We start from the raw sequence: 24,486 nt of genomic DNA, 5'->3' as shown, positions 1-24,486 counted from the left end.
ATGGAGCTCTCCACCCCCGCAGCCAGCCCCCCTCCCGGCGAGATGGAGTTGCGCCTGGAGCAGCACCGGCAGGAGCTGACCGGCCACTGTTACCGGATGCTCGGCTCCGCGTTCGACGCGGACGACGCCGTGCAGGAGACGATGGTGCGGGCATGGCGGAGCTTCGATCAGCTCGAGGGCAGCGCGGCGCTGCGATCGTGGCTCTACCGCATCGCCACCAACGTGTGCCTCGACATGCTGCGGGGCCGGTCGAGGCGGGCTCGACCGATGGATCTCGGCCCGGCGGGCTCGGCCGAGAACCCGGTCCTCGACACGCTGGCGGAGGCGACGTGGGTGCTGCCGATCCCCGACGGCCGGGTGCTGGCGGCGTCCTGCGACCCGGCGGAGCTGGTCTCGTCGCGGCAGACGATCCGGCTCGCGTTCGTGGCCGCGCTCCAGCGGCTCCCGCCCCGGCAGCGCGCGGCGCTGCTGCTGAAGGAGGTCCTGTCCTGGGAGGCCGCGGAGATCGCGGAGCTGCTCGGGATGACCGTCGCCTCGGTCAACAGCGCGCTGCAGCGCGCCCGGGCGACGATGGGTCACGAGGACAGGGCCGATCTCCATGAGCCGATGGACGAAGCGCAGCGGTCCCTGCTCGGCCGCTACGTGGCGGCCTTCGAGCGGCAGGACGTCGACGCGCTGGTCTCGCTGCTCCGCGAGGACGCGACCTGGTCGATGCCGCCCTACCGCCTGTGGCTGCGCGGGCGTCCCTCGGTGCACGCCTGGCTCCTCAAGGTGGGCGAGGGGTGCAGAGGCTCGAGGCTCCTGCCGGTGGCGGCGAACGGATCCTGCGCGCTGGGGCAGTACCGGCCGAGCGGCCCTGGCGGCGCCTTCGTCCCGTGGGCGATCCAGGTCATCGACGTGTCCGCCGGGGAGATCGTCGGGGTGTGCTCGTTCCTCGACGCCGAGCGGCTCTTCCCGCTCTTTGGCCTGCCCTTGCGGCTCGAAACATAGCTCCGAAAAAAATCTTCCGGACGACCGATGAATCGGGCGCCGCCGCGGCGTCCTAGGGATCGAATCGGCCGCGCCGCGCCGCCATGACGCCGGGGCGGGAGGACCGATCTGTCCAGAGCGAGCCAGGAGGAGACGATGGAGACGAGCGCCTTGATGTCGGAGCAGCACGTGGAGCCGGTGGTGGTGTCGAGCAAGAAGGTCTGGGCCGGGCGGATCCTCAGCGGCCTCTCGGTGGCGTTCCTGCTCTTCGACAGCATCGGGAAGCTGATGATGGTGCCCCAGGTGCTGGAGGGGTCCGAGCAGCTCGGCTATCCCGTGAGCTCGGTCCGCGGCATCGGGCTCGTCCTGCTGGCGAGCGTCGTCACCTACATGATCCCGCGCACCTCCGTGCTCGGCGCGATCCTGCTGACGGGCTTCCTGGGCGGCGCCGTCGCCACGCACGTGCGCGTCGACAACCCGCTGTTCAGCCACGTCCTGTTCCCTGTGTACGTCGCCGCGATGATCTGGGGCGGGCTGCTCCTGCGCGACGAGCGGCTGCGCGCGCTGCTCCCGCTCCGGAAGTAGCGGGGATCGAGAAATGATCGCGCGACCGATGAGCTTGAGCGGGTCGCGCGGTCTGTGATGGAGGAGCGCCCGGGGTGCCGGGCGAGCACCCAAGGAGAGACGACGATGCGATTTTTGATGCTGTATCGGCCCGACAAAAGCCAGGAGCTCTGCGCACCCGATCCGGAGCACATGGCGCAGATGGGGAAGCTCATCGACGAGATGACGCGGGAGGGCGTGCTCCTCGGCACCGACGCGCTCCTCCCCACCGCGATGGGCGCGCGCGTCCGGAGAGCAGGCGCCGAGCTCACCGTGAGCGATGGGGCGCTCCCGGACATGAAGGATCCGATGGTCGGCTACGCGCTGATCCGGGCAGCCTCGAAGGAGGAGGCGATCGCGGGGGCGAAGCGCTTCCTCCAGGTCGCCGGGGAGGGTCACTGCGAGGTGCTACCGCTGATGGATGGGCCTCCGCCCTCCTGAGCGCGCAAGCTGCGACGATTGCACCATCATATGAATTGTACAGCGTGACGGCTGTCTGAAGCCTCCGGCCAGAGGTTCATCTCTCCCGGCAGGGTCTCGGCACCCTCCGCCCGGTGTACGAGCGTGGTCTGTCGCCCGCGAGCGCGGCGGAGCGGGTGCCGGGGCAGGTTCCGCGATCGGGGCTTGACGTTTCCGAAATGCTTGGACTCCGTTCCACGGAACGGCCGTGATTCCTGGCGCGGTGATTCCGGGCGTAGCCGTCACCCCCCCGCACGCCTGACCGCGGCCCGCCCGTTGCTCCCGGGGGAAGCGGAAGGGCAGGAGGCTCATGGCTATCGACGCGTATACCGCGCGCAAATCGGTCATGCGGGGAGAGGCGATCGGGTTTCACGTGAGCAACACCGCGGCAGATCCCGCGGTGCAGATGGCCATCGAGCGGATCGGGGCGCGCGCGTCGCTCGGCGCTCCTGTCAGGTTTTCCGCAGGCGCCCACGCGACGCCGCCGGACGCCTACGCGGTGGGCTGCGGCTGGCCCTGCGCCCATGAATGGCTCGTCCCTCCCGATTGGCCGAGCGGCGTCTATCTGGCCACCCTGAAGAACACGGATGGCGAGGAGGCGTCGCTGCGCTTCGTGGTGAGAGCCCGCGCCCCTGGCGCGAGCATCCTCGTCTGCATCCCGTTCTTCACGGACGAGGCCTACAATGGCTGGGGTGGCAACCGGCTCTATCCATGGGCCTCGCCGGACCGCTCCAGAAGGGTGTCCTTCGAGCGCCCCGGCGGCACGGAAGCGAAGAGCGCGCTGCCGCTCGTGCGCTGGCTGGAGAGGGAGCAGATCGCGGTCGATTATTGCTCCAGCATGGACCTGCACGCGGAGCCCGACCTCTTGCGAGGTGTTCAGCTCCTCGTCAGCACGGGCCACGACGAGTACTGGTCCAGAGAGATGCGCGATGCGGTCGAGGCATTCGTGCGCTCAGGCGGCAATGTGGCGTTCCTGAGCGCCAATACGTGCTACTGGCAGGTCCGCATCGAGGACCACGGCCGCACGATGGTCTGCTACCGCGACGCCGTCGAGGATCCGCTGGCGGGGATCGACAACGATCGTGTGACCGTGCAATGGGCCAACGCCCCCGTGGATCGCCCGGAGAATCACATGACGGGCGTGGGCTACCGGTTTGGCGCCGGCAACTGGCTCGACCCGGAGGCGCAGAAGGAAGCGGTCTACCGGGTGAATTTCCCCGAGCACTGGGTCTTCGACGGCACGGGGCTCGCGCTCGGAGATGCCTTCGGGAGAGGCTCGGTGGGCTACGAGACCGACGCGGCCGATATCGTCGATGTCGACGGGATCGCGCGCGCGACCGGGCTGGGCGGCACGCCGCCGACGTTCGTGGTGCTGGCCGTCGCCGATCTCCGGCAATGGCGGGCGCAGGGGCAAGGCGGGCTCTCGACCATGGGCATCTACCGCCGCGGAGGCACGGTGTTCACGGCCGCGAGCGTCGACTGGGCGGCCCCGTTCGACAGGGGGACCGCTCCGGAGATCGAGCGCATCACGCGCAACGTGCTCGAGAAGCTCTCGCGCCGGTACCCCGAGCACGGCTGGCAGCGGGTGGGCAGCGCGCCGCGCATCGTGGCGATGACGGGCGCCGAGGGTCTCCTCTTCGCGGCCACCGAGGACGGCGCGCTGCTGTGGCGGGAGCCGTCGAGCCAGAACCTCCCCTGGAGGTCCGCGGGGGTGGCCCGCGGCGTCGTCGCCATGGCGTGCCCGGTCGAGGCCGAGGCGGAGCAGCCGATCGGGATCTTCCTTGTGACCGCCGAGGGTCGCCTCTTCTTCCGCGACCCCCTGCGCGAGGAGGTCGTCTGGCGGCCGGTCGGCGTTGGGCCCGGTATCGTGGCGATGGCCACGACCCATTTCGATCTGTTCGCCGCGACGAGCGGCGGCCTCTTGCTCACGCGCCCCACGCGGGGCGGCGACGTCCCCTGGAAGCCCGTCGGGCGCGCGGAGGGCGTGGTCGCCATGGCGGCGATCAACGGGAAGGTGGTTTCGGTCACGGGGGAGGGGCGCCTCTCATGGCGTGCGCCGGTGCGCCACGAGAGCCCATGGGTCTCGATCGGAGAGGCGAAGGACGTGCGCGCGCTCGCGGGCGCGCAGGGGAGGCTCTTCGCAGCGACGGGCACGGGCGCGCTGCTGGCAAGGGACGGCTTCTAGCGCTGCTGCAGGAGGCCGCCTCTTGACGCCGGCCGCCCGCTATCTCTTACGGTGGCGTCCGCCGCCGCTCTCCGCGGCGCCAAGGAGCCCAACCATGCACACACGCAAGCTCGGAACTCTCCAGGTCTCCGCCCTCGGCCTCGGCTGCATGGGCATGAGCGATTTCTACGGCGAGCGCGATGAGGCCGAGTCGATCGCGACGATCCACCGCGCCATCGAGCTCGGCGTCACGCTGCTCGACACCGCGGACATGTATGGTCCCTTCACGAACGAGGAGCTCGTCGGCCGGGCCATCGCGGGCCGGCGCGATCGCGTCGTCCTCGCGACCAAGTGCGGCGTCGTCCGCGACCCGAACGACGTCACGGTCCGCGGCATCAACGGCGCGCCGGAGTACATCCGCTCGGCGTGCGACGCGAGCCTGCGGCGCCTGCGCGTCGATGTGATCGATCTCTACCAGCTGCACCGCGTGGATCCGAAGACGCCCATCGAGGACAGCGTCGGCGCGATGGCGGACCTCGTGAAGGCCGGCAAGGTGCGCGCGATCGGCCTCTCGGAGGCGAGCTCGTCGACGCTCCGGCGCGCCCACGCCGTGCACCCGCTCGCTTCGGTGCAGACGGAGTACTCGCTCTGGACGCGCGATCCCGAGGACGACGTGCTCGCCACGTGCCGCGAGCTCGGCGTCGGCTTCCTCGCGTACAGCCCCCTCGGCCGCGGCTTCCTCACGGGGCAGATCCGGCGCTTCGAGGATCTCGCGCCGGACGACTACCGCCGCATCTCGCCGCGATTCCAGGGCGAGAACTTCCAGCGGAACCTCGATCTCGTCGCGAAGGTCGAGGGCGTCGCCCGGGAGAAGGGCGTGAAGGCGTCGCAGCTCGCGCTCGCGTGGGTGCTCGCGCAGGGGGATTTCATCGTCCCGATCCCCGGCACGAAGCGCCGCACCTACCTCGAGGAGAACGTCGCCGCGGAGGCGATCACGCTCGGCGAGGCCGATCTGCGGCGCCTCGACGCGGTGGCGCCGAAGGGAGCGGCCGCCGGCCTCCGCTATCCGGCGCCCGGCATGCAGCTCGTGAACCAGTGAGCGAGGCGGCCTGAAGAGCGCGCCTCGGCCCGCGGCCGCGAGCGCCGAGGGAGGGCTACTGGCACGCGGTGGGCACGCTGCCCCAGTGGCTCTTGGCGACGACGAACCCCTCCGGGCCGGACGTCGAGTGTGAGCCGCACAGCCCATCGGCGTCGGAGATCACGGAGTCGATGCCGATGCCGTACTCCCAGTATTTGACCTCGAGGCTCGAGTCGTTGGTCGTGCCGCTTCGCGCCGGGATGGAGGGGACGAGGATGCCGCTCGACTCGAAGAACTCGAAGCCCTCGATCGAGATCGAGAGCGTCACGTTGCGCACCTGGCCGACGCAGGTCGTCCTGCACGTGGGGTAGCCGGCGGTGCTCTCCACCGTGAAGCCGGAAGGGCAGCTGGACGGATACGTGCAGTAGCCGGTGCATTTGACGGGCAGGGGCCCCGGCAGGTCCACGCACTCGTACTCTCCGCGGCCCTGGATCGTCTGGCGCCGGGTCTCGAACCCCCCTGACGTCACCGAGGTTCGGCTGCCGAGCTCTCGATACAACACGTAGTCGTTCTTGAACGACTCGTCATTCGTGCAGAGGCCGCCGTTGCAGTGGGCGACCGCGGCGAACAGCCCGGACTCCTGGCCTTCCAGGAGATAGCGCTCCCCCGCGATCTCGACCGCATGGTCTTCACCACCCAGCTCGCCGATCAAGCCCGCCTCCGCCGCGGCGATCTCGTCGGGCGAGCCGATCGACACGCCGGCCACCTTGATGGGCCGGCCGCCCTCGTCTCGTTCGACCATCACCGGGCCCATCTCGAGCTCTTCGGCCCGCCTGGCGACCCACCCGAGCGCGTCGTGCTCGCTCGCGAAGCGCAGCCCGCCGTCAGCCGAGGGCTGGGCGAGAGGGGCGGCGTCGTCCGCCTCGGTCGACGCGGCGGTGCAGCCCATCATGAGCGCCGCGGCGAGCAGGGGCGCGGCTCGGTACGTTCGGCGAGGATTGTTGGCGAGAAGCCCGTGAGTTCTTTCGGTCATGGAGCGATCCTTTGTGGCCTTGGGTGTCTGAGGAAATTTCAGCTCGACGCTGAGCCCGGGCGTGTCCCGGCGCGGGGCGATGTGGGTTGAAGCGATGTCGGGCACCTGGAGGTCGTCGAGAGCCGTCTCCCGCGGGTGTCCTCGTTCCCCACGGCCGGCGTCCAATCACGCTCCGTGCCACGCCCGCGTCGAGGGCCCACGACCTGGCCAGGCGCTCCGGGGACACGGCGCCGCGCGGCGTGAGCGCGGGGTGGCCTGCGCTGGTTTGCTCAAGTTGAGCAGGGACTCGCGCAATCGGGGCGGCGTTGCGCAGGAATGGCCAGGCGCGCGGGGCACAGCGGCGGAGACATCCGCGCGGCACGAAGGCGCGTTACACAGGGCGCCAGCCCGCGACTGATGATCGGGATGCGGGGCGGAGGCCCCAAGGGGCGCGCGCCGATCACACCTCTTCGGGCGCGCGGCCGGCGCGCTCCTTCGGGCGCGCGGCGAGCCGCGCCTCTTCCAGCACCCCGGGCAGCCGGAGGACGCGCAGGGGACCCTCGGACGAGACCAGACCGGCGAGCGTCGGGTCGGTCATCACCTCGTGGAGATCGCGCTCCGCTTCGTCGACCGTGCAGCGCCGCCGCACGAGGCGGACGACCTGGGAGTAGTCCACGTGATCCGGATCGTGCGCGAGCCCGAGCGGTTGCCACAAGGTGTGCTGGCCATACCTGTGGGCCGCTCCCGGGTCGAACCAGCCGTAGTTGGCGGCCCGGTCGGGGCGGTCCGCGAGGCGGTTGGTCAGTACCCAGTGCTTGCCCACGTTCTCGATGAGCCCGGTCCTCCCCGCGACCTGCTCCTCGAGGCGGCGGTGGTGCTCCAGCATGCGGGAGGTGTTCGCCATCGAGGCATCCGGGGCGCCGATGCACGGCGGGATCCGCACGGTGGCCTGCTCCCACACGAGGTCGCAGAGGCGCGTCGTCAGCATCGTGCACTCGAGCAGATCCGCGATTCGCTGGGTCGTCCGGGCCGAGACGTTGACGCGGACGGAGTCCTCCGCGTCGCCGATACGGAGCGCGTCGGCGCTCACGAGGAACGTCGCGCGGCGCTCGTCGAGCTGGCTGTACACCGGGACCCACGAGATCGGCGCCAGGTGGCCGGCCTGCACCGCTTCGAGGATGGCCTCCTCGCGCGCGGCGCACGCGTGCTCTGGAAGGCCTGCGACGAAATCGGTGCCTCTCAGGACGTCTGTCATGCTCCCCCTCCCGCGAGCGCGACCGCGGCGCTCCAGGTGGAAGCGTGAGCGGAAGCGGGCGCGGCAGGAAGAGGTTTCGCGCTCTCGTTTGCGGTGTGCCCACGGCCGCGCGCACCTGCGCCGCTTTGCGCTGTCCGTCCGCTCGCCCTAAGCTCCGCCCCATGTCGCCCTCGGCGAGCCGCCTCTCCCCGCGTCCATCCCGCGCTTCGCGCTTCCTCGTCGCCGCCTGCACCGCCGTCCTTACCGCACAGGCCGCCGGCTGCGGATCGAGCGCCGCCCGGGGGCCCGACGCGGGCGCCGAAGTCGCGTCGATCGACGCGCGCCTGCGCGGCAGCTTCCGGCTCGTCCGGTTCGAGCCCGAGGTCCCGCTCGAGCCGATGCTCGCGTCGATGCTCGAGTTCCAGTACGCGCACCTGGTCGTCCGCTTCGACGGAAAGCGCATCCTCGCCGACTCGCCCGGCCTCCACGTGGACCGCGCCTACGAGATCCGCGATCCCGCGTGGGATCGGTTCAAGCTGGTCTCCTACGACGAGGCGGGGGTCGCCTACGAGGCGCTGTGCGAGTTCTCGGACCAGGGAGAGCTCGTCGTGCACGCGCAGACGCCCCCCTGGAAGGGCGTCGCCACGCTCCGGCGGGCGCAGTAAGTCTCTTCAGCTGAGAAAATCGAACCGGCTCCGGCAATGCGCTGAATCCACTCGTCGGATGAGAAATCGTGACGCATCGGCGTAATGCTCCGGCGGCCGTTCTGCGCGCGCAGCTCGGCGTTCTTGACCTTGCGTCACCGCCCCGGCGGCTCTAATCCGTCGCGCACGGCCTGACTGTCGGCTCATGGCGAGTCGACTCCACAGGGGAGACCTCGTGTCGCAACGCGGTGAAGGCGCGTCGGGTGATCCGCTCATCCGGCGCGCCCCAGGTGACGCCCAGGCGCTTCCGGTCCCGTCGCGCGGCCGGGCAGCGGTGGACGGAGCGGCGCGAGCGCTCCCGGCAGCGAGCTCCTCGCTCGCCGAGCTCGCCCAGCTCGCGTCGTCCCAGCCTGCCTGGAAGGGCCGGCGGTCGGCTCGTCCCTGGCTCGCCGACCCCTACCTCGGTGAGCCGTTCGGCGCGCCGCTTCCTGCCGTACCCGTCAACCAGGCCGACGAGCGCCCCGCGCCGGCTCGCGGGCGAGCCCGTCGACGTCGCGCCGCAGGTGCTTGATCTGCCGCGCGAGGCGGCCGACGCCCTCCTCCACCTGGATCCCGAGCTGCGCGACCTGCTGCTCCAGGCTGCGGAGGCGGTCCTCGTGCGCGGCGAGCGTCGGCGGCGTCTCCGGGCCTCCGAGCTCGTAGACCGTGGTGCGCGACACCCGCATCGTCTCCGGCTCTTTCGCGGTGGAGGGCGGCTGCGTCACCTCGCCCCCCGACCAGAGCCTCGCGGACGCGCGCGGCGAGCGCCGGCGCCCGGGCGCGGTCACGTCGCCTTGAGGAACCTGCGGGCGCCTTCCCATACCGCACCTTCCAGCTCTGCTGCCATGTCCGGGCCCAGCGTCAGCGCGTGTCGCCCCGAGGCCACGAGGACGAGCTCCGTCGCGCGGAGGAGCGCGACGGACAGCCGCGCCACCGGTCCGCTCGGCGGATCGACGGACCACGCGACGGCCGTCTGGGTCAGCCGGTGCGAGCGCGCGATCGACGGCCTCGACTTGAGCCTGAGCGCCGGGAGCGGCCTGTAGGCCCCTTCATCGATCACGAAGGTCGCCGTCACATCGACGCTCGCCGCCTCGCCCCCTGGCCAGCCTGTCGCGATGCGGTGAAGCACCTTCGGCCACCCTCCGACGGCGCGGCTGGAGCCCTTGATCCGCTGCGGGATGGACCCTTCCGGCATCATCTCCCAGCGCAGCTTGAGGTGGGCGCTCGTCTCCTCCCCGGGGACCGGACGGAGATCTCCGTAGAGGTACAGGGGATCCACCTCCGCGCTTGTCCCCGTCGGGAGCGCGTAGAAATAGGCGGAGTAGTCGACCTTCGTCCCGCTCTTCCCCGCACCCGGGATCGCCGACATGCCCGTGGCCTTGACGAACCTGCCCCACTCCCGCGGCGAGGCGCTGGCGCGGAGCACCGCCTCCAGCGAGTCGAGCGTGACACCGCGCCCGCGCTTCCCCGACCCCGGCTCCGACCCACCTCCGGCACTGCCCTTCGCTCGCGCAGCACGTGCTGACACAGGCATGTGATACACGTGACCATTGTGTCGTCGTAGAAAAAATTATCATTCGACGAAGACGTTTTGTGATTTTTGTGGTTTCGTGTATGTTTTTGTGGTTTATTTGGGGTGGGTACTTGCCCTCTGGGAGCGACTCGCGCGCCATCTACTTTCGCTCACGCGGCGGGGGCCGGGGCCCGTGGGGGCGATGTGGCCTTCCGGTGGGGTTCTCGTCGCGTCGCCGTGGAGTCGCCACGTCAGCCGAGGCGCGCTGTGCGCCTATCAGATCGGGTGTTCGGTTCGCCGAGGAGCGTTGCGCATCGAGTCATGACGCCCACGGATCTGCCCGCGCGGCCCTGGGCGCCTGTCCTGCGACGAGGCGGCGGCTCGTCCGGTCCCATGGAGTGGTCGCACCCTGAAGCGTACGCTCGCACACGAGACGAACCGCGAGATGCCCGCAGACAGCGGATCTGGTGCGTCACGGTGCGTCGACCGGATAGGAGGACGTGCGCTGTCGGAGGCGCTGCGCGTGCCTTCCTTGTGCTCGAAGTTCACCCGGCGCGCTCGTCCTTTGATAAGATAGCTAGGACGGACGTTGCTGTCCACACGGCGCGCCAAGGAATCCCCGGATCATGAACGACGGCGAAGCGGATGTTCTCGCTACGATGCGAGCGGAATTGGAGGCGCTCCGCTTCCACAACGCCGAGCTCGAGCGGGAGCTCGCCGAGAAGCAGCGCGTGGAGACCGCCCTGCGGGAGAGCGAGGCGCGCTACCGGGGCATCGTCGAGGACCAGACCGAGCTCATTTGCCGCTTTCGGATGGATGGCACGCTGACCTTCGTCAACGACATCTACTGCCGGTACTTCGAGAAGACGCGCGAGGAGCTGGTCGGCCACCGCTTCATGCCGATGGTCCCCGAAGAGGACGGGCTGCTCCTCGCCCGGCAGTTCGCGAAGCTCGGCCCCGAGAACCCGATCGTCCACACCGAGCACCGCGTCATCCTCCCGAACGGCGCGGTGCGCTGGATGCACTGGACCAACCGCGCACCGCTCGGCGAGGGGGGGCCGCTCGCCGAGTTCCAGGCGATCGGCGTCGACGTCACCGAGCGCCGGCACGCCGAGGACGAGGTGAGGCGCCTCAACGCCGAGCTCGAGCTGCGCGTGGCGGACAAGACGAAGCGGCTCGAGCAGATGGTCCGCGAGCTGTCGACCCCGCTCATGCCGGTGGCGGATCAGGTCATCGCGGTGCCGCTGATCGGCTTCCTCGACAGCGACCGCGCCGCGGCGACGCTCGAGACCGTGCTCAACGGGGTCATCACGCACAGCGCCAGGACGGTGGTCCTCGACATCACCGGCGTGGGGGTCATCGACTCGCAGGTAGCCGACTCGCTCATCCGGCTGGCCAAGGCGGTGAACCTCCTCGGCTCCCAGGTGGTGCTCACCGGCATCCAGCCGCGGATCGCGCAGACGCTGGTCGCGCAGGGCGTCGGTGTGGGTGGCGTCGTGACGCTCCGGACCCTGAAAGAGGGTATCGCGTTCGCCCTGCGGCGCGGGCTCACCGCCCCTCGACCTTCCGCCCGCCAGGGCAGCTAGCTCCGAGCCTCGGAGATCCCGCCAGGGATCACCGCACCACGGAACCAGAACAACCGCGGAGCGGACGCCGGGGCTCGGCGCGCAACATCGAGGAAACAAAGGAAACAAAGCGAGCGCCGCTCGCGCTGCGCCTGCTCGTTCGGGCTCACCGGACAGCCGGCGTGCGCCGGCGAGGTGCGTCTGTCCACTATCCAGTCTCACGTGCGATCGTGTAGCCTCATCGACGATGGCGCACACGCAAACGACTGCTCAACCCGACGTGCATTCGGCTGCTCACGGCGCGAAAGCCAGCGAGGGCTTTCAGCAGATAGGAGGGGACATCGACTCGCGCTACATCAACGAAGATATCGCGCCCGTGCGCCTGGACCAGCGCAAATGGGGGATGAAGGACATCGCTGCGCTGTGGGTCTCCATGTGCGCCTGCACCCCGACGTACATGCTCGCCTCGGGCCTGATCGCCGAGGGGATGAGCTGGGGGCAGGCCGTCCTCACGATCCTCCTCGGCAACGTCATCGTGCTCATGCCCATGATCCTCAACGCGCACGCGGGCACGAAGTACGGCATCCCGTTCCCCGTCTACTGCCGGAGCGCCTTCGGCATCCGAGGGGCGAACGTGCCGGCGGTGCTGCGCGCCCTCGTGGCCTGCGGCTGGTTCGGGATCGGGACGTGGCTCGGCGGGTGGGCCATCTACAAGATCGTGGCGGTCTTCGTCCCGTCGATAGAGCAGATGCCGCCGACGCCGCTGGGCATCAACGTCGCGCAGCTCGTCTGCTTCCTGCTCTTCTGGGGCGTCAACATCTGGATCATTCGCATGGGCATCGAGTCGATCCGGATCCTGCTGAACATCAAGGCGCCTCTCCTGATCGGCCTCGGCCTGGCGCTGCTCCTCTGGGCCTATAGCCGCGCCGGCGGGTTCGGCCCGATGCTCGAGAAGCCCTCGTCCTTCGGGGTGGGGCAGCCCAAGGAGGGCCAGTTCTGGGTCTTCTTCTTCCCGGCGCTCACGGCGATGGTCGGCTTCTGGGCCACCCTGGCCCTCAACATCCCGGACTTCACTCGCTACGCGCACTCGCAGCGCGATCAGGTCATCGGGCAGGCGATCGGCCTGCCGCCCACGATGGCGTTCTTCTCGTTCATCGGCGTCGCCGTCACCTCCGCCACGGTCGTCATCTACGGCGAGACGCTCTGGGATCCGGTCGTCGTCATCACCCGCTTCGAGAACCCGGTCGTCTTGATCATCTCGCTCGCGGCCCTCTGCATCGCCAACCTCGCGACCAACATCGCCGCGAACGTCGTGAGCCCGGCCAACGATTTCTCGAACCTCTGGCCGTCGCGGATCTCCTTCCGCACCGGCGGCCTCATCACCGGAATCATCGGGATCCTGATGCAGCCGTGGCGGCTCGTCAGCGACCCGACGGGGTATATCTTCACCTGGCTCGTCGGCTACTCCGCGCTGCTCGGGCCCCTCGGCGCGATCCTGATCGCGGAGTACTACGTCGTTCGCAGGACCAACCTCGATCTCACCCAGCTCTACAAGCGGGAAGGGATCTACTGGTACGCGGGCGGGTGGAACCCCGTCGCGATCGTCGCCCTCGTCCTCGGCGTCTTGCCCAACTTGCCTGGCTTCCTCGGCACCATCAAGGTCGCGACGGTCTCCAAGGCATGGATGGATCTCTACAACTACGCCTGGTTCACGGGCTTCGCCATCTCGTTCGTCGTCTACGTCGCCCTCTCGCTGATTCGCCGCCCGGCCAAGCTCGCCGCGGCCTGACCCTCATCGCCTCGCGCCGAGGCGCGCGACCCCACCGCCCATCCAACTCGGCATCAGCGCCGTCGGCCGCGAACGCCGCATCTCCCCCGCGGCGCGCGCCCCCGAGACGCCCTCTGCCTCGGGAGCGCCGCCGGCGCCTCGCCGGCGCGCGCCGCCCCGATGGGTCGCTCTTTTTTTTTGTATGCGGGCATTCATCTCGTGATCAACGACGAGACTCGCCGATGGCAACAACGTTGTTGTGGGTCGGGGCCCCACCGTGGGAGACCTGTGGTGTGTTGTGGAGCGCTCCCGCCGCCGAGGCACTCCGTGCTTTAAAAGTGTCTTGCCAAACAACGTGTGTTGATTCCATTCGTCTGTCTCTTGCTCCGTGGGCGCCTTTCGATGGATCATGAAATGTCGCTCTTCTCCCGCCTTCGAGGTGCCCATGAACAAGATCGTCCTCTGGTCGCTCCCGGCTCTCGCCCTGGCCGCATGCGCTGATAACGGCACGCCTGTCGACGAAACCCCGACCGTCGCGGGCGCCCCGATCACGGTCGCCCCCGCCCGGCCCTACTCCCTCTTCGAGAGCGGCCAGGTCCGCCCTCTCGCCCTCTCGCCCGACGGCTCGATGCTCTTCGCCGTCAACACGCCTGACAACCGGCTCGAGATCTTCAAGGTCCGGAGCGGCACGCTCGAGCACCGCGGCTCCGTCTCCGTGGGGCTGGAGCCGGTGGCTGTGGCGGCCCGCAGCGACGACGAGGTCTGGGTCGTCAACCACCTCTCCGACAGTGTGAGCGTGGTCGACGTCTCGAGGCCAGCGAGGCCCCGCGTCGTGCGCACCCTCCTCGTCGGCGACGAGCCTCGCGACATCGTCTTCGCCGGCGCCGACAAGAGCCGCGCCTTCATCACCACGGCGCACCGCGGCCAGAACAGCCCTGTGGATCCGGCGCTCACCACGCCGGGCGTGGGCCGCGCCGACGTCTGGGTCTTCTCGGCGGCGAGCCCGAGCCCCGCGCCACTCAACATCATCACCCTCTTCAGCGACACGCCGCGCGCGCTCGCCGCCACGCCCGACGGCTCACGCGTCTATGCGGCGGCCTTCCACTCCGGAAACCGCACCACGGTGATCGAGACCAACGTGGTCAACCTGGGCCTCGGCCTGCCCCCGCCGACCACCAACGCCGCCGGGGTCGCGCAGCCCTCGGCGCCCCTCATCGTCAAATTCGACGGGACGCACTGGGTGGACGAGCTGAATCGATCCTGGGACGACAAGGTGAACCTCTCGTTGCCCGACAAGGACGTCTTCGTCATCGACGCCCTGGCCAACCCGCCCGCGCCCGTCGAGGGGCCCGGGGGCGTGTTCCGCGGAGTCGGCACGGTCCTCTACAACATGGCCGTCAACCCGGTGAGCGGGCGCGTCTACGTGGCCAACACGGAGGCGTTCAACGAGAATCGCTTCGAGGGCCCCGGCGTCTTCGCCGGCCACACCGTGCGCGGCCGCTTCAACCACAACAACATCACGGTGATCGATCCCGCGACGGGCGGCGTCGCCCCGCGGCACCTGAACAAACACATCGACTACAGCGCGTGTTGCGCGCCGGTCCCGAACGCCGAGAACCGCAAGAGCCTCGCGCTGCCCACGGGCATGGCCGTCTCCAGCAACGGAAAGAAGCTCTACGTCGCCGCGCTCGGCTCGGACAAGATCGGCGTCTTCAACACCGCCGCGCTCGAGGCCGACACCTTCGTGCCGAGGCTCGCGCGCCAGATCCCGGTCTCCGGCGGCGGGCCGACCGGCGTGGTGCTGGACGAGGCGCGAGGGCAGCTCTACGCCCTCACGCGCTTCGACAACTCCATCTCGGTCATCGACGTCGGCGCCAGGGCCGAGATCGCGCACGTGCCCATGTACAGCCCCGAGCCGGAGAGCGTGGTCCGCGGCCGCCGCTTCCTCTACGACGCGTCGTTCACGTCGAGCCACGGCGACTCGGCGTGCGCGAGCTGCCATGTCTTCGGCGATCTCGACAGCCTCGCGTGGGACCTCGGCGACCCCGACGCGGTGAACACGCCGATGCCAGGCCCGTTCGTGCTCGATCCGGCGATCTTCGGCGCGCCCCGCGAGTTCGCCGCGCTCAAGGGGCCGATGACGACGCAGAGCCTGCGCGGGATGGCCAACCACGGGCCGATGCACTGGCGCGGAGACCGCACCGGCGGGAACGACGCGCCGAGCGCGCAGCCGGACAGCGGCACCTTCGACGAGGAGGCCGCGTTCAAGAAGTTCAGCGTCGCCTTCGTCGGCCTGCTCGGGCGGGACGCGCCCATCCCCGCGGCGGACATGCAGGCGTTCACCGACTTCACCATGCAGATGATGTATCCGCCCAACCCCATCCGTCAGCTGGACAACTCGCTCACGGCCGATCAGGCGGCGGGCAAGGCCTTCTTCACCCTGCCGCCCAGCGAGGGCGGCGCGTGCGCCTCGTGCCACGTGCTCGATCCCACGGCCAACGCCGAGCACGGGGTCGCGTTTCCCGGCTTCTTCGGGACCGACGGGCGCTACACGTTCGATTTCATCTTCCAGAGCTTCAAGGTCGCCCAGCTCCGCAACGTCTATCAGAAGGTGGGTATGTTCGGCATGGTGCAGAACCCCCGCTACAACAACCGAAATTTCGAGTTCCAGGGCGATCAGATCCGCGGGTTCGGCTTTGGCCACGACGGGACGATGGATACGATCTTCCGCTTCCACGATCAGAACGGCTTCAACGAGGCGCCGGGGATCGCCGGCTTCCCGCCGGGCGCGGCGGGCGACGTGCTGCGCGGGCAGGTGACCGACTTCCTGCACGCCTTCGACAGCAACCTGGCGCCCATCGTGGGCCAGCAAGCGACGCTCGCCGGCACGGGGGACACGGCCGCCGAGCTGAGGGTGGATCTCCTGAGCGCGCGCGCCGACGCGGGGGAGTGCGATCTGGTGGCGAAGGTCCGCATGCACGGGGAGGAGGCGGGCTTCCTCTATCAACAGGGCGCTGGCACATTCCTGCGGGACAGGGCGGCGAGCGCGGCGATCAGCGCGGCGGCGCTGCGCGCGATCGCGGCGTCGGGCAAGGCGCTGACCTTCACCTGCGCGCCGCCGGGCTCGGGGGTGCGGATGGCGCTCGACCGCGACGGCGATGGGGCGCTCGACGGCGACGAGGCGGACGCGTTGACCGATCCGGCCGATCCGGCGAGCGTGCCCTGAGCCTGGGGCCGCGGCGCGCCGCCTCGCGCGCGGTCATCTTCCCCCGATGACCGCGCCGCTCACCGCGGCTCGCCGCTCTCCGCGGGTCGAGGAGGGCAGGGGGCCCGCCCCGCGCCAGCCGGCGCTCGCCGCCCCGACGCCGGAGAGCCGGCCAGATCAGGTGATGGTGAGTCGGACGCTCCCTGCCTCATCCTCTGCTCGCTGGAGCTGATGGGCGAGCATGCGCCTCCAGGGGATCTCCCCGAGGAGGATGTCGTCGATCGCCCAGGTGAGGTGCTCCATGGCGGCTCCCAGGGCCTTCATCCCGTTCGTGAAGATGAGCTCCGTGTCGGGCGTGGTGAACGGCCGCGGCTCCAGGGCCCCCGCGGCGGCGATCGCGGGCGTCATCAGGACCGGGCCCGCGGCGATCACGTCGGGCAGGTGCTCGACGCGGGTGCCGGCCCGCCGGGCGGCGGCCACGCGCCGCTTCACCGCCTCCGCCGGGTTTCCCTCCAGGGCCTTGTCGACGCGGAGGTTCAGCGCCCAGATGGCCGCGTACCAGGGGTTGCGGATCGCCGGAAAGCCCCTGTCCCGCTGGATGGCCCCGTCCTCCAGCGAGATCCTCGGCGCGATCATCTTCAGCGGCACGGGGGCGCGCGTCAGCCGCTTCACCGCCGCTACCTGGCGACACGCCTTCACGACGGACTGCCCCTGGCTCTTCGCGGGCACCTTCGCCTGCGCATACAGCGTGTGCTTGACCTCGATGTAAGCCAGGACGGCCTCGGCTGGCACGCGCTCCCGGATCGCGAGGTCGCCGCCCAGCCCGCGCAGCGTCGGGAAGCGCGCGGCGTCGTAGATGATGATGTCCTCGCCCTGCTTGTCCCCCGTGACATCCACCACCCAGCCGCGGCAGACGCCGGCGCGCTCGGGGAGGAACTTCCGGAGCGCATGGCACATCGCGATCTCCAGCTCGGGACCGAGCTCGAGGGTCGCGAGGGCGCGGAGCTTCCGGAACTCGTCTTCCAGGTGCTCGACGATCTCCTCGGACCAGCCGTCGTAGAACCCGCCGCGCGGCGGGGCCTCCGCGAGGCCGCCCGGCGCGGCCCCGCCGCCGCGCTTCGACGCGGCGATCCCTGGCCGCGTGGTCGTCTTCGCGCGCTTGCCTGCCATCTTCACGTCACCCCCGCCGAGGCTTCCTCGCAAGCCACGCCCGGTCTCCCCACGGGCACGTGAAATCGAGCGGCTTCGTCAGGATCCAGAGCACCGGCAGCGGCGGCGGCGCCGGGGGCGTGGGCCCCGCGCCGTCCGTGAAATAGATCACGCCGGAGACCTTCCGCGCCGCCAGGAACTCCGGGGCGAACACCGGCCGCAGATCGGTCCCGCCGCGGCCGCCGACCTCGTCGAGCCGCCCGTCGAACGCGTACACGCGACCGATCTCCACGTCGCACTCGACAACGGTGATGCGCGCCGACTCGCTCATCACCTGCAGCTGCCGGGCGATCTCCGAGAGCTCCTCGCGCCGCATGCTCATCGACGTGTCGATCGCGACGAGCACCGACGGCTTCGTGATCGCGCGGGGCGCGTACGTCCTGCCCGGGACCTCGCCGACGCGGCCCGGGAAGCGCCGGTTCGGCCGCGCGTACGTGTGCACCGGCGCGCGCTCCCTCGCCACGAACATCCTGAGCGCTGTCTTCCAGTCGAGCGGGTGCGCGGGCGGACCCAGCGCGTCGGTCAGCTCCTCGATGAGCCGCCCCGGCGTCTTGCCCGCGAGCAGCAGGCCGGGCACGTCCGCCGGATCGCCGTCGTTCGCGAGCGCGTCGGCCTCCTCGGCGGCGCGCAGCAGGAGCTGCCGCGTCTGCTCCACCGCGCCCGGCTCCCGCGAGGGGCGCCGGAGCACGCGGTGATCGTCGACGGCCTCGCCGCCGCGCTGCGGGAGCTTGCCCTCCCGCGCCGCGCTCACGAGCAGCTCGTAGCGCTCGAGCGTGCTCTGGCCGCCGCGCAGGCCGATCGGGGCGTAGGGCTGCCAGCGGATCGGATCGGGCAGCGGCTCCTCGATGTACTCGTTGGCCGACATCTCCAGGGCGAGGTCCATGAGCTCCGGCTCGTCGGCGCCCGCGAACTTGGGGTGGCACAGGTGCCCGAGCGCGACGTGGTGCACCTCGTGGAGGAGCACGCCCCGCAGGAACACGGGCTCGTTCATGAACGACTCCACGTTGACGTGGAGGAAGAAGCGGCCATCGAACAGCGAGACGGCCATGCGCTTGACCGAGGGGTCCGCGACCGGCGCGAGCCGCGCGAGGATCGCCGCGTAGCAGGGGTACCGCTCCAGGAAGCCGGGATCGCGCACGAAGGCGTCGAGCCACGCGGCGAGCGCGTCCTCGGGCACCTCGCCGCGCCCCGCGGTCTCGCTCATTGCGGCCGGACCGGCGTGACGCCGTGCTTCTTCAGCGTCGCCGCGAGCCGGAGGGCCCAGCGCTCCGGCAGCTGCGCGAGCAGCTGGCCCAGGCACACGCGCGCGACGTTGCTCCGCCGCACGTCGACGAGCTTCGCCTGCTGGGCGAGGTGCGCCGACAGCGCTGTCACGACGAGCCCCACGCGGTGCTGCCGCAGCGGATCGGCGCGCCACGCCAGCACCTTCTGCTCGGCGGCGCTGCCCGCGTAGTTCTGGAGCAGCTCCTCGGGGCGGACGTCGATGAGCTGCGTGGCCGTCGCGTTGCCGCCGAGCGCGTCCTGGAGCCGCTCGCGGTGGTCGCCCGGCAGGTCGGCGAGCAGCGCCTCGAACGCCCCCAGCGACAGCTTGCGCTGCGCCGCGAGCACGCCGACCTCCGGCCCCTCGAGCAGCGGCGCGAGCCGCGTCGTCACCTCGTCGAACCGGTCGGTCTCCCCGCGCTCGCGCGCCGCGCGCAGCACCTTGCCCGCCGGCGAGCTCGGCCCGTAATCGGCGAGCAGCGCGCGCAGATCGAACGGCAGCCGCGTCGACCAGGTGTCCTTCGACGCGAGCAGGAGCTCGACCCAGCTCGGGGGCAGGTACCCGCCCAGGGCGTCGCGCAGGAGCACGCCGTCCGCGAGCTCCTCGGGGCGGAGCGCGCTCAGCACGTGCGACGCATAGGTCCACGTGCGCGGGGGCACGTCGTCCAGGACGCGCTCGTGCCCCTGCGCGAGGGCGATCACGCCCGGGTGGAGCCCGTTCACCTGCGCCCAGGCGAGCCAGGACGCGCGGTCCGCGCGGACGTTCAGGTGAAGGAACCGCGCGCGGAGCGCGCGATCGAGGGGGGTCACCTGGTAATCGGCCGACTCGGGGTTGACGGCGGCGAAGCACACCCAGCCCGCGGGCAGCTCGTACTCGTGCAGCCGCCGGGCGCTGAGCAGCTGGAGCGCCGGCTGCTGGATGTACCGCTCCGCCCGGTTGAGCTCTTCCAGCATCAGGATGCCGGCGCCGTCCTGGGGCAGCACCGACGGCGCCGCGTAGGTGGTCCGGCCGTCCCGGATGACCGGCAGGCCCACGAGGTCGGGCGGCTCGAGGAGGCTCAGATCGAGCACGACGGTGGCGATGCCGAGCCGCTCGGCGAGCTGCCGGACGAGCTCGCTCTTGCCGATCCCCGTGGGCCCCTCGAGCAGCACCGCGCGGCGCGCGCGGTAGGCGAGCTCGAGCACGGATTCGAGGCGCGGCCCGAGCGGGATGGGCGCGGAGCGTCCCTCGAGGAGGTTCGGTGAAGTCGCCGGGGTCGGCCTGCCCGGCGCGTTGCCATCGGATCTGGGCTTCGTCACGGAGGAGAGGGGGGTGCCGCGCGAGGGCGCGAAGAAAGGACCGCCGGGGCCCAGGAGGCTCGGCCCTTCCGTACCCGACGGGCTTCCGGCGCGCTTCGTCTTTCTTGCCGGGTCGCCCCGAGCTCTAGCAGCCGCTGCGCGACCTGTCATTCACCACCGCCCACGCGACGGGGCGGGCCGCGGCGCGCTCAGGCGCCAAGGAGCAGCCCGAGGGCGGCTGCGAGCGCGGCGTCGCTCCACGACGACAGCCCGCGGGGCAGGAGCACGGTCGCGTGATGAGGCTGGCCTTCGCAGCGCCGCGATCCCTCGTAGGTGCGCCCCGTCCGCGTGAGCTCGTAGCTGCAGCGCCCGATCGTGCCCGTGAGCTGCCGCTCGTCCAGCCGGTAGTCGGAGAGGGCGCCAGCCAGGAGGCCCTGCGCGCGGAGCCCTGCCTCCGCCCGGGTCACCGAGAGCTCCAGCGGCATGGCGCCGACGATGCCGGCCGCGCGCTGGCCCGTCGCGGTGACGTTCACGGTCCGGTTGAACGCCACGCCCCGGACTGTCTGCCCGTCGCGCCCTCTGTCGGCGGCGTACACGCCGAGGTTCACGTCCGGGCCGACGACGCGCCCCGGTTCGAAGTCGGCGCTGACGAGCTCGCCCCGGGCGGTCAGCAGGATGAACTCGTTCGGCCCCGCGGCGCGGAAGATGTCCTCGCGCGCCGGGGATTCGGCGCCCGGCGCCGTCCCGCACGCTGCGGTGAGCGACAGCGCGAGCGCGAGTAGCCAGTGAGCGCGCCCGGGGAGAAGGTTCATCCGCATCACAACACCTCGCTGCCCGATCGGGTGTGCCCGATCGGCCATGCGCAACGTGATGCCGGTGATGCCGGACCGGTAGACGCCTGTACGCCGGGAGCGCGCTTCACGGATCCGTTCCTGATGCCATCGGCGACGCCCCTGGCGAGTCCGTCCCGAGGGCTCCTCCCACTCCGCCCACCTCTGCACCATGCAGAGCGGCGGTCGCCCGCACAGGAGACGGGCCCAGATCGGCGTTTTCGGCGCGCAAGCGCACTCCGGTGCGCTGAGCACCGAAAACGTCGAGGTGGGCCCGTATCCGAAGCGGTCGACCGTCGCTCGCTCTAGCGGGGGAGAACGAGGGGGGCGCAGGTCGACACGCCTGCGCCGACGATGCGGAAGCCGATGTCCGTCATGTAGTCCGTGTCGATCGAGCCGTCCGACGGTCGATAGCGGCTCACGTTGGTGGTGCGCGACGGGGACCCGAGCTCGCTCGGGGCGGTGTAGAAATAGAAGTCGCCACCCCAGAACGAGAACGCCCAGGCGCTGGGGGTCTCGATGCCCGGCAGGTCCGTGGTCTCGATGATCTCGCCGGTCTCCTTGTCGATCTCGGCGAGCTGAACCGGGGTGGTCGTGAAGAAGCCGAAGAGGCGTCCATCCCCGGTGCCGGTGAGCTCCGCCGAGATGTCGCGCATCGAGCCGCTGAACTCGCCGACCGGCGTCACGGACGCGCCGTCGATCCTCCCCAGCCCGATGCCCGGCGTGCCCGTGGCGCCTGCCACGAACAGCTCCTCGGTGTCCGGGCGCGAGAGGTCGCTCGAGAAGCCCATGCCGAGCCGGGACCACCCGTCGGAGAGCGTGGCCCCGGAGGGCTCGCAGCTCGCGTCCTCGGTGCTGACCTTGAACAACGTCCCCTCGCTGTCGTCGGGCTCCACGTAGTTGACCCACGCCACCGCGTTGCGATCGATCGCCATCGAGTTCGGATCCATGCCGGTCCGGCACCCCAGGACACCAATCTTCGTGAACTCCTTACGATCGGGCCTGAAGCTGTAGAGCTCGTTGTCCTGTGAGAGCACGTACACGAGGGATGCTCGCTCGATGCACCCGTTGTCAGGGGCCCCACTCCCGTTACCCCCATTCCCGACGTCTCCGCTGTTCCCGCCGATATCGGTGCCGGAGCCAAACGGGTCGTCCTGGCCGCCCGCGCCGCTCCCTTCGCCGCTCCCTTCGCCGCTCTCTCCGGCGCCCGAGGACGGGTCGGTCTCCGTCGCGGACGTGCCGCGGTTGGACGCGCTGCAACCGGCCGCGGCGAGCGCGATCCAGAAGCACCATCGTGCGATTCGCATATCCGCTCTCCCTTTCGCGTGATTCGCTCTTATAGCCGCGAAGCGCGCTCACGGGTACACGAAGTCGCACCCTCGCTCAATGGGGCGTCCAGGTCGAACAGCCCTTGGCGGGCGGGGTCATCAGTAGATAGGGATGACCTCGTCTGACTGGCAGCAATAGTAGGCCAGGCTCTCCGGTGTCACCTGGCCCATGGCGACTCCTCCGGTCGGGGCGCACCTGCCTGGGTCGTCCCTGATCCATCGCGCCTCCATGCTGTCGAGCCGCAGATCCGGCCCCGCGACGCACTTCGGCCCGGCCATCGTCACCGTCTCTGCGCCGAGGAGCTCGCGACAGCTGCCGTCCTCGTAGACCGAGACGAGCGCGGTGCACGTGGCGTCCTCGAGCTCCTCGCACACGCAAGGCGTGCAGCTGCGCGTGTCGTCGAAGCCCTCGGCGACCGCCAGCAGATCGGGATACGGCTCAGGGCACTCCGGCGTGTGCTGGAGGCGATAGCGGATGCACATCGTGAAGCCCCCGGACCGCTGCCTGGGGGCCGCGACACACATCATCGAGGGATTTCTGCACTTGTTCTCATCGGCCGCGCCGGTGCACGCGCGCACCCGGGTGCTCGCGGGGGCGGCCAGCTCGGGCGGCGCTCCTCCCGGATCGTGCGTCGGGGCGCAGACGCTCACGGTCGGCGCTGGGATGAGGAGCGCGCCGAGCTCGCCCGAGGTCGCCGCGGCCGGCGCCGTACACGCGCCGCTCCACCCCTCGGGGGCGGCGAACGACGTGGACGCCGTCCCGTCGCACGTGGCCGAGGCGCTCCCCAGAAGGCCTGAAGGCAGCTCGCAGGAGGGCTTCGTGCAAACGCACGTCGGACACCTGTGCTCGCCGCCGAATCCGCTGTAACCGTCGAACAACAGATCCGGCGCCTCCACCGGGCACTCCGGTGGGGACGTCCCGCCGGTCGCGTCGCCCCTCCAGAGCAGGATGGGAGCGTCGAACCCGAGGGACGGCGGCGGCACGCACGCGCCGTCGCACACGGGGCACGGATCATTGCACTCGTGAGCATCCAGGCTGAAGCACGGCTCGTTGCACGAATAGATCTGGACAGCGCCGCCTTCCCAGCAGCCCGCGAAGCTGCCGGCGCCGGCGAGCGCGAGCGCGATGCCGAACGGGTCCTTCCTTCTCCTCATCGTGATGGTCCTTCTCTCGCGTGTCGTGTTTCGGCTCTTCGGCAGGGGCGCCGCGACGATCGCTCGGCGCTGCCCCAAGCCTCTCTCTTCCCGCTCCTTCACGCCGGCGAGGCGACCCGACCGGGGGCGCGCGGCGCCCTTGTCACTTCGGAGCCAAGGAGAGCTCGCACTTCTATTTCATACTTGGGCAGGCGAGGACAAGGAAGCCGAATCTGCCATGAAGGCGCGATGACTCGAGTGTATATCGAGTGTATTTCGATAGGCCCCGAGAAAATCTCAGCATTTGTTGGTCGTGCGCTTTTCGTGAGAATCTCCTCGCGGAGGGTGGAAGGCACGGTGGTGCTGCCGCGCTGCCGGCGGGAATCGGCTGCGCCGGGCGTGGCGGGCGGCGCGCGCAGGCAGGTGCGGGGCAGCGTGCGCGGCGGCGGGCGAGAGCAACCCGAGGAGCCGAGGGCCTCGCGCGGCTCCGGAGCGTCCGTGGCGGAGCGACACAGCGACGTTCCCTGCGCCGTGCGTTCAGTGAGGAGAGACGCTTGTCCAGAGCCATACCATACCGTATGGTATGGTTTGAAGGTGAGGCCACGATGGATCCACGTCTCTCGAGCGCGGCGGTCGTCGCCCCGCTCATCGTGCTGGTCGCCGGCGTGTCCCGGCTCGGAGCGCCGCGCGGCGTGTCGCCATGGAAGCTGCTTGGCCTGCTCGCGATCCTGTGCGCGGCCGGGGCGCTGGGCGTGGGGGTCCCACGGCGGGACGTGCTTGCCCTGGCGTCGGGCGGCGCCCTCGGGGTGCTCGCGGCGATCCACGTCTACTGGGGCCTGGGAGGCGCGTGGCCCGGGGATGCCCGGCACGAGAAGGTGGAGATGGTGGTCGGCTTGCCCAAGGGGAGTCCCTTTCCTTCCCTCGGCGCATGTCTCGTCGTGGCGTGTCTCCTCGCGTCGTCTGCCGCGCTGGTGCTGGCCCAGCGGTACGGCGGCGGCGGTTCGCCGACGCTGCTCCGGCTCGGCGCGTGGGCCGTCGCGCTGGTGCTCGGGGCGCGGGGCGTCGGCGGTTACCTCGAGGCTCGCCTGCGGCCCGGCACGCGCGCGCTGCCGTATCACCGGCTGAACCGCCTCGTGTACTCGCCGCTCTCGCTCACCCTCGCCGCCGCTGTCGCGGGCGCCACGCTCGACTGAC

At 70.6% G+C, this 24,486-nt stretch carries 20 protein-coding genes; 10 read left to right on the top strand and 10 right to left on the bottom strand.

The window, feature by feature from the left end; translation table 11 throughout:
- From WMF12_RS24875 to WMF12_RS24855, 5 genes are all read left to right on the top strand, one after another.
- On the top strand, positions 1-990 hold the full coding sequence (locus WMF12_RS24875; protein ID WP_437849541.1) for a sigma-70 family RNA polymerase sigma factor: 990 nt from the start codon (positions 1-3) through the stop codon (positions 988-990).
- Positions 991-1,125: 135 nt separating this feature from the next.
- Positions 1,126-1,554: a DoxX family protein gene (locus WMF12_RS24870; RefSeq protein WP_437849539.1), complete on the top strand. Its 429-nt coding sequence runs from the start codon at positions 1,126-1,128 to the stop codon at positions 1,552-1,554.
- A gap of 105 nt (positions 1,555-1,659) precedes the next feature.
- The gene (locus tag WMF12_RS24865; RefSeq protein WP_437849538.1) at positions 1,660-2,013 is read left to right on the top strand and encodes a YciI family protein; all 354 of its coding nucleotides are present in this window, start codon (positions 1,660-1,662) and stop codon (positions 2,011-2,013) included.
- 328 nt (positions 2,014-2,341) lie between these two features.
- Positions 2,342-4,216, top strand: a complete 1,875-nt coding sequence (locus WMF12_RS24860; RefSeq protein ID WP_437849536.1) for a N,N-dimethylformamidase beta subunit family domain-containing protein — start codon at positions 2,342-2,344, stop codon at positions 4,214-4,216.
- 94 nt (positions 4,217-4,310) lie between these two features.
- Positions 4,311-5,294, top strand: a complete 984-nt coding sequence (locus WMF12_RS24855) for an aldo/keto reductase (protein WP_437849534.1) — start codon at positions 4,311-4,313, stop codon at positions 5,292-5,294.
- A gap of 55 nt (positions 5,295-5,349) precedes the next feature.
- On the opposite strand, the gene WMF12_RS24850 is transcribed toward WMF12_RS24855, so the two are convergent.
- Both WMF12_RS24850 and WMF12_RS24845 read right to left on the bottom strand, forming a co-directional pair.
- On the bottom strand, positions 5,350-6,306 hold the full coding sequence (locus WMF12_RS24850) for a hypothetical protein (protein WP_437849532.1): 957 nt from the start codon (positions 6,304-6,306) through the stop codon (positions 5,350-5,352).
- 439 nt (positions 6,307-6,745) lie between these two features.
- Entirely contained in the window at positions 6,746-7,540 is a 795-nt protein-coding gene (locus WMF12_RS24845; protein ID WP_437849531.1) for a hypothetical protein, read from the bottom strand.
- 161 nt (positions 7,541-7,701) lie between these two features.
- Here WMF12_RS24845 and WMF12_RS24840 point away from each other — a divergent pair, with 161 nt between their 5' ends.
- Positions 7,702-8,184 (top strand): hypothetical protein, encoded by a 483-nt coding sequence (locus tag WMF12_RS24840; protein ID WP_437849529.1) that lies wholly within the window; start codon positions 7,702-7,704, stop codon positions 8,182-8,184.
- Positions 8,185-8,663: 479 nt separating this feature from the next.
- Here the strand turns inward: WMF12_RS24840 and WMF12_RS24835 are convergent, their stop codons facing one another.
- Both WMF12_RS24835 and WMF12_RS24830 read right to left on the bottom strand, forming a co-directional pair.
- Positions 8,664-8,990, bottom strand: a complete 327-nt coding sequence (locus WMF12_RS24835; RefSeq protein ID WP_437707273.1) for a hypothetical protein — start codon at positions 8,988-8,990, stop codon at positions 8,664-8,666.
- Positions 8,987-9,736: a hypothetical protein gene (locus tag WMF12_RS24830; protein WP_437849527.1), complete on the bottom strand. Its 750-nt coding sequence runs from the start codon at positions 9,734-9,736 to the stop codon at positions 8,987-8,989. Before WMF12_RS24830 ends, WMF12_RS24835 begins: the two co-directional genes overlap by 4 nt.
- A gap of 638 nt (positions 9,737-10,374) precedes the next feature.
- Between WMF12_RS24830 and WMF12_RS24825 the strand changes: the two genes are divergently transcribed.
- From WMF12_RS24825 to WMF12_RS24815, 3 genes are all read left to right on the top strand, one after another.
- Positions 10,375-11,301 (top strand): PAS domain S-box protein, encoded by a 927-nt coding sequence (locus WMF12_RS24825; protein WP_437849525.1) that lies wholly within the window; start codon positions 10,375-10,377, stop codon positions 11,299-11,301.
- 226 nt (positions 11,302-11,527) lie between these two features.
- Complete coding sequence (locus WMF12_RS24820; RefSeq protein WP_437849523.1) at positions 11,528-13,069, top strand: NCS1 family nucleobase:cation symporter-1; 1,542 nt, start codon at positions 11,528-11,530, stop codon at positions 13,067-13,069.
- Between the two features lie 424 nt (positions 13,070-13,493).
- Positions 13,494-16,274, top strand: coding sequence for a hypothetical protein (locus WMF12_RS24815; RefSeq protein WP_437849521.1), 2,781 nt, complete (start codon positions 13,494-13,496; stop codon positions 16,272-16,274).
- Positions 16,275-16,430: 156 nt separating this feature from the next.
- On the opposite strand, the gene WMF12_RS24810 is transcribed toward WMF12_RS24815, so the two are convergent.
- The 6 genes from WMF12_RS24810 to WMF12_RS24785 all read right to left on the bottom strand — a co-directional run bounded on the left by WMF12_RS24810 (position 16,431) and on the right by WMF12_RS24785 (position 23,313).
- Complete coding sequence (locus tag WMF12_RS24810; RefSeq protein ID WP_437849519.1) at positions 16,431-17,423, bottom strand: DUF6602 domain-containing protein; 993 nt, start codon at positions 17,421-17,423, stop codon at positions 16,431-16,433.
- A gap of 7 nt (positions 17,424-17,430) precedes the next feature.
- Positions 17,431-18,666 carry a vWA domain-containing protein gene (locus tag WMF12_RS24805; protein ID WP_437849517.1) on the bottom strand — a complete coding sequence of 412 codons (1,236 nt, stop codon included), beginning with the start codon at positions 18,664-18,666 and terminating at the stop codon, positions 17,431-17,433.
- Positions 18,663-20,021, bottom strand: coding sequence for an AAA family ATPase (locus WMF12_RS24800; RefSeq protein ID WP_437849515.1), 1,359 nt, complete (start codon positions 20,019-20,021; stop codon positions 18,663-18,665). Before WMF12_RS24800 ends, WMF12_RS24805 begins: the two co-directional genes overlap by 4 nt.
- Positions 20,022-20,209: 188 nt before the next feature.
- Positions 20,210-20,818, bottom strand: a complete 609-nt coding sequence (locus WMF12_RS24795; protein WP_437849513.1) for a hypothetical protein — start codon at positions 20,816-20,818, stop codon at positions 20,210-20,212.
- Positions 20,819-21,135: 317 nt separating this feature from the next.
- Positions 21,136-22,137 carry a hypothetical protein gene (locus tag WMF12_RS24790; RefSeq protein WP_437849512.1) on the bottom strand — a complete coding sequence of 334 codons (1,002 nt, stop codon included), beginning with the start codon at positions 22,135-22,137 and terminating at the stop codon, positions 21,136-21,138.
- Positions 22,138-22,257: 120 nt separating this feature from the next.
- Complete coding sequence (locus WMF12_RS24785) at positions 22,258-23,313, bottom strand: hypothetical protein (protein ID WP_437849510.1); 1,056 nt, start codon at positions 23,311-23,313, stop codon at positions 22,258-22,260.
- Between the two features lie 584 nt (positions 23,314-23,897).
- Between WMF12_RS24785 and WMF12_RS24780 the strand changes: the two genes are divergently transcribed.
- Positions 23,898-24,485 carry a DUF3995 domain-containing protein gene (locus WMF12_RS24780; protein WP_437849508.1) on the top strand — a complete coding sequence of 196 codons (588 nt, stop codon included), beginning with the start codon at positions 23,898-23,900 and terminating at the stop codon, positions 24,483-24,485.
- Position 24,486 lies beyond the last annotated feature (1 nt).

Origin of the sequence: Sorangium sp. So ce363 (assembly GCF_051520435.1) — a bacterium.
Taxonomy (GTDB): domain Bacteria; phylum Myxococcota_A; class Polyangia; order Polyangiales; family Polyangiaceae; genus Sorangium; species Sorangium cellulosum_B.
The sequence above is the reverse complement of the archived record's forward strand: the minus strand, read 5'-3'. Positions and strand labels throughout refer to the sequence as shown.

What these genes read in the sequence shown, in the direction of transcription:
- WMF12_RS24865 (WP_437849538.1), top strand. Translation starts at nt 1,660, where the DNA reads ATGCGATTTTTGATGCTGTATCGGCCCGACAAAAGCCAGGAGCTCTGC.
- WMF12_RS24780 (WP_437849508.1), top strand. Translation starts at nt 23,898, where the DNA reads ATGGATCCACGTCTCTCGAGCGCGGCGGTCGTCGCCCCGCTCATCGTG.
- WMF12_RS24840 (WP_437849529.1), top strand. Translation starts at nt 7,702, where the DNA reads ATGTCGCCCTCGGCGAGCCGCCTCTCCCCGCGTCCATCCCGCGCTTCG.
- WMF12_RS24845 (WP_437849531.1), bottom strand. Translation starts at nt 7,540, where the DNA reads ATGACAGACGTCCTGAGAGGCACCGATTTCGTCGCAGGCCTTCCAGAG.
- WMF12_RS24875 (WP_437849541.1), top strand. Translation starts at nt 1, where the DNA reads ATGGAGCTCTCCACCCCCGCAGCCAGCCCCCCTCCCGGCGAGATGGAG.
- WMF12_RS24855 (WP_437849534.1), top strand. Translation starts at nt 4,311, where the DNA reads ATGCACACACGCAAGCTCGGAACTCTCCAGGTCTCCGCCCTCGGCCTC.
- WMF12_RS24810 (WP_437849519.1), bottom strand. Translation starts at nt 17,423, where the DNA reads ATGGCAGGCAAGCGCGCGAAGACGACCACGCGGCCAGGGATCGCCGCG.
- WMF12_RS24860 (WP_437849536.1), top strand. Translation starts at nt 2,342, where the DNA reads ATGGCTATCGACGCGTATACCGCGCGCAAATCGGTCATGCGGGGAGAG.
- WMF12_RS24850 (WP_437849532.1), bottom strand. Translation starts at nt 6,306, where the DNA reads ATGACCGAAAGAACTCACGGGCTTCTCGCCAACAATCCTCGCCGAACG.
- WMF12_RS24870 (WP_437849539.1), top strand. Translation starts at nt 1,126, where the DNA reads ATGGAGACGAGCGCCTTGATGTCGGAGCAGCACGTGGAGCCGGTGGTG.
- WMF12_RS24830 (WP_437849527.1), bottom strand. Translation starts at nt 9,736, where the DNA reads ATGCCTGTGTCAGCACGTGCTGCGCGAGCGAAGGGCAGTGCCGGAGGT.
- WMF12_RS24790 (WP_437849512.1), bottom strand. Translation starts at nt 22,137, where the DNA reads ATGCGAATCGCACGATGGTGCTTCTGGATCGCGCTCGCCGCGGCCGGT.
- WMF12_RS24825 (WP_437849525.1), top strand. Translation starts at nt 10,375, where the DNA reads ATGCGAGCGGAATTGGAGGCGCTCCGCTTCCACAACGCCGAGCTCGAG.
- WMF12_RS24805 (WP_437849517.1), bottom strand. Translation starts at nt 18,666, where the DNA reads ATGAGCGAGACCGCGGGGCGCGGCGAGGTGCCCGAGGACGCGCTCGCC.
- WMF12_RS24785 (WP_437849510.1), bottom strand. Translation starts at nt 23,313, where the DNA reads ATGAGGAGAAGGAAGGACCCGTTCGGCATCGCGCTCGCGCTCGCCGGC.
- WMF12_RS24815 (WP_437849521.1), top strand. Translation starts at nt 13,494, where the DNA reads ATGAACAAGATCGTCCTCTGGTCGCTCCCGGCTCTCGCCCTGGCCGCA.
- WMF12_RS24795 (WP_437849513.1), bottom strand. Translation starts at nt 20,818, where the DNA reads ATGCGGATGAACCTTCTCCCCGGGCGCGCTCACTGGCTACTCGCGCTC.
- WMF12_RS24820 (WP_437849523.1), top strand. Translation starts at nt 11,528, where the DNA reads ATGGCGCACACGCAAACGACTGCTCAACCCGACGTGCATTCGGCTGCT.